Here is a 2,862-nt window from a genome sequence, read left to right as displayed (position 1 = left end):
CGGCTGTGCGGGCAGTCGGCGTGTTCGATGGCTATCGCTCTGGCGACTTCGAGGCTGTAGGGGCGGAACGGCGTGTAGTGCGAAGTTCGAGTCCGGGTTGTCGGTTCGATGATCGGAGCCCGGTGTCGACGGGATCGGAAAGCGATGAAGAACGGGACGAGGACGAGCAGCGACGACAACGGCGCTACCGCCAGGACTATCCAGGCATCATTGACGAACATCTCGAATCCCCTCCGTGTCGAGTGAATTGGGCAACCGCGACAAAACGGCAGCCGCTCGGCTATGCCGATGCGGAAAGAAGTAGGCGTTCAATGGTTCGGCGAGCGGCATCTTCTGCCCATCCCGTCACACGAGTAGAAGATGATCAGTCCGCGCCATCGGCTGCCCCTGAGGTTCCTCTCGACAACGATGTCCATTCAGAACCCCCTCTATTGCGGGGCAACCTTCTCGGACCGCACTTCGGCATACGGCGGACGTGCTTTGCAGATACTGGGGTATCTCCGCGACAAGTCCGCGATTGTTCCGCTGGTTCATCCCCTTGCTCTGGTGTCAATGGTTCGGCTCGGAGAGGAGCATTAGTAGTGGCATCTGCGGTGGCAGGCAGCACTTTTCGCAATTTCGTGTGCATGATGGTTTCATGCACACGGGCAAGCTCATTCGTGATCTGCGACAGGCGCGCGGTTGGTCTCAGAGCCGCCTTGCCGATGCGCTCGCGGAGCACTCGGGGGTGCCGATCGGACGCGAGTACATCTCCCGCCGATGGGAGTCGTGCAAGACCGAGCCCTCCGCGTTCTGGATGCGGCATCTCGCCGCCGTTCTCGATGTCCCGCTAGCCGTCCTGGAGTCCGAAGTGAACCGTCGTCTATTCCTGTCCACGTTCGCCGCCACGACTGTCGCTCCCGGCGTGGCCTCGGACCTGCTCGCCGAGGGCTTCTCGGCGCGGCTCAGCGGTGCCGGCCCGACTGTCGAAGCTTGGGATTCGATGCTCACGGAGTACGGAGCGGACTACATGACTCTCGGCGCGGCCGAGATCCAGAAGCGGCTCGCGATCGACCTCGCCGTGATCCAGCAGCAGTGCGACACCCCGCGTATGTGGGCTCACGCCTCGCGACTGATGACCTTGTTCGCGAAGACTTTCCCCGGGTCGGATGGTTCCAAGGCGGTGTCGTGGTACCGGATGGCCGCCGAGTCCGCCGACCGTTCCGGCGACATCAGTACCCGTGTCTGGGTACGAGGGCGCGCCGCGATCGCGCTCGGATACGAAGGCGCCTCGCTGCCCATCGCGCACATGTTCGCCGACCAGGCGCTCGCCTTGGACGACAAACCTTCGTTGGGACGGCTGAACGCCATCTACGGCAAGGCTCACGTGGCAGCGCTCACCGGGGACTTCGATACTGCCCGTGCACTCGACACCCAGGGGCGCCGGGTGTTCGACCATGCCGGTTCCGGCGACGACGAAGCATCCGACTACGCGGTGCCTTATTGGCGACTCGGGGTCTTCCGATCCCTGCTGGCGGCCCGCCTCGGCGACGAGGCCACCGCAGTGGAGGCCCAGGACGAGGCCCGCCGGCTACTGCCCGCCACCATGCCCCGGTTCGCGACACATTTGGAGCTGCACCGCGGGCTGATGCTCGTCCGCACCGGGGATCGGGAAGGCGGCGTGGCATACGCCCGAGCGGCGCTCGATGCGCTGCCGCCGGAGAAGCACTCATTGACGCTGCGGATGCTCATGGACGAAATTTCCAGCTGACCGACTGCAGCGAGTCGTTCGCCTATCGGTAGCGACCACCGTGTACATCCGCACCGGGGCTACGCGACCGTCCCGGCGGTGGTCGAGCTGCGGAAGCGGATGCGGCCACCGATCACCGCGAGTTTCCAGCGAGTGGCGCACCATGGTGCGGATCGGAGCCACCAGGCCGCGGACCGGCTCGACTACCGACAGTGTGTTCGTGCGTGCGATCCAATTGACAGAAGGAAAAGGTATGGGACCCGACGAGCAATTGGGCTTGGACTTCGAAGTTCAACGGACCGCCTGGGGTGACTGGGTCGACCCTGAGCGCCGGAAAGCCCAGGCACGGAAGTTCATGGACCGTGCGGGTATCGCCCGCATCCCGAACCAACCCTGGGGCGCCGGTGCGCCGGAAGTGCAGAGGCTCAATGCCCTGGTGGCTGAACTGTTTCCGGATATGGAGACAGCCACGAAGTCTGAGAACGCGGCTACGGTGGATGAGTTCATCTGTTTCGTCGGCGAATGCTACATCAAGTTCGCGCGGGCTGAGTGGTTTGATTTCGAATGGCACGGCCGGGAACACTCCCTCTACGACAGCGTGAATCCCGCGCTTCGATGGCTCGGCGACGAAACCGAGGAAGAGGTCACGGCATGGGAGCTCATGGAGAGCGTTGCTGAACATGCCGAATTCGGGGAAGCCTTCTCTGTATTCGTAGACGAGATGCGAGAGGAGTACGCCAGACTCGCGAATTCGGGCATCTCGCGGACCGCTGCGTCGGCGGTCTCGGTGCCGACCCGCTGGGGGCGCTGGCGATGATTGCGCCTTCCGGCACCTTGCTCATGTTCGATTTCCTTTCATCGTGTTCTCCGGATTCCCTGACACGGGCTTGAGTGCGGGATTGTGTTCGCCCGCACAAATTTTCAGAGATGGTTGGAGGTTGGTGGTGGATGTCCGTCCGCACTGTCGGTGGACATGGGGGTGTGGTCGAGTTCGGGCCAGGCTTTCCGCATAGCCTCACGGGTGCGCTCGATAGCCGAAAGCGGCGCTCGCTGAATCGGATACGGGCGGATAGTGGTGTTCTTTTCGCGTTTGGGCAGCATGGTTGCTTCTGCTCCTCGGGGTTCACCACAGA

4 protein-coding genes are annotated in these 2,862 nt (G+C 63.2%); 2 read left to right on the top strand and 2 right to left on the bottom strand.

Going from position 1 to position 2,862, the window contains the following annotated elements:
• A partial coding sequence (locus NS3_RS29810; protein WP_218018257.1) for a hypothetical protein occupies window positions 1–221 on the bottom strand: 221 nt, incomplete at its 3' end.
• A 296-nt stretch (window positions 222–517) separates the two neighbouring features.
• Here NS3_RS29810 and NS3_RS30100 point away from each other — a divergent pair.
• Window positions 518–1,750, top strand: a complete 1,233-nt coding sequence (locus NS3_RS30100; protein ID WP_245649676.1) for a helix-turn-helix domain-containing protein — start codon at window positions 518–520, stop codon at window positions 1,748–1,750.
• Window positions 1,751–1,982: 232 nt separating this feature from the next.
• Complete coding sequence (locus NS3_RS17925; RefSeq protein WP_157101406.1) at window positions 1,983–2,546, top strand: hypothetical protein; 564 nt, start codon at window positions 1,983–1,985, stop codon at window positions 2,544–2,546.
• Between the two features lie 104 nt (window positions 2,547–2,650).
• Here the strand turns inward: NS3_RS17925 and NS3_RS29800 are convergent.
• Window positions 2,651–2,862: hypothetical protein (locus NS3_RS29800; RefSeq protein ID WP_218018256.1), on the bottom strand; the 212-nt coding region annotated here is incomplete at its 5' end.

Origin of the sequence: Nocardia shimofusensis NBRC 100134 (assembly GCF_001613125.1) — a bacterium.
Classification (GTDB): Bacteria; Actinomycetota; Actinomycetes; order Mycobacteriales; family Mycobacteriaceae; genus Nocardia; species Nocardia shimofusensis.
Note: the sequence above shows the minus strand (reverse complement) of the source record. Positions and strands in the feature narration are given on the sequence as shown.